Source organism: Paraburkholderia sp. JHI2823, from assembly GCF_038900695.1.
In the GTDB taxonomy this organism is placed as follows: domain Bacteria; phylum Pseudomonadota; class Gammaproteobacteria; order Burkholderiales; family Burkholderiaceae; genus Paraburkholderia; species Paraburkholderia mimosarum.
The window spans coordinates 1-471 of record NZ_JAYMRY010000229.1 but is presented as its reverse complement, the minus strand read 5'-3'; the positions used below and the strand labels follow the sequence as shown (position 1 = coordinate 471).

General features: G+C 42.0%; 1 protein-coding gene. It reads right to left on the bottom strand.

What is annotated here, in order from left to right; all coding sequences use genetic code 11:
• On the bottom strand, positions 1–202 hold a 202-nt coding region (locus VSR34_RS38430; protein WP_342965234.1), incomplete at its 3' end, for a hypothetical protein.
• Between the last annotated feature and the right edge of the window lie 269 nt (positions 203–471).

The following is a 471-nucleotide window of genomic DNA, read 5'->3' as shown; positions in this document are numbered from 1 at the left end:
CCACTTGTACCTCCTTCCGGTGTTCCTCGGTTCCTAAGTTGACAGTTTCCAATGACTCTTCGTGAGGTAAGATGGCCCTTTCCTCTTGCTGTAGAAGTCTGGCTAGTTCCCCTGGTACTTCATAACCTTCGTCATCTTCATACTCGACTTGATTGACCAGATCTTCAGAGTTATTGAAGGATGTAGCAGAATAGTCACCCATGGAATCCAGAGTGGATGGGTACCTGCATTTGTGAGTGTGGGTGTGTGTAAGGGATAGCCATCCTTGAAAGAAAATGCAAAAGGAAAGAAAATGAACATAAGCAGTTTATCAAATGAAAAACGTCCAATGAATCATTAAGCATGGCATATGAATATGAAAAATAGTCAAAACCCTTACAAGTGGACCTACATGCCCCGGGCAAGGCAGGAGGTGAAAAGATAGTGTACGGATTGTTTGAAAGTAAAATATTACAGACCAAATAGGAAATG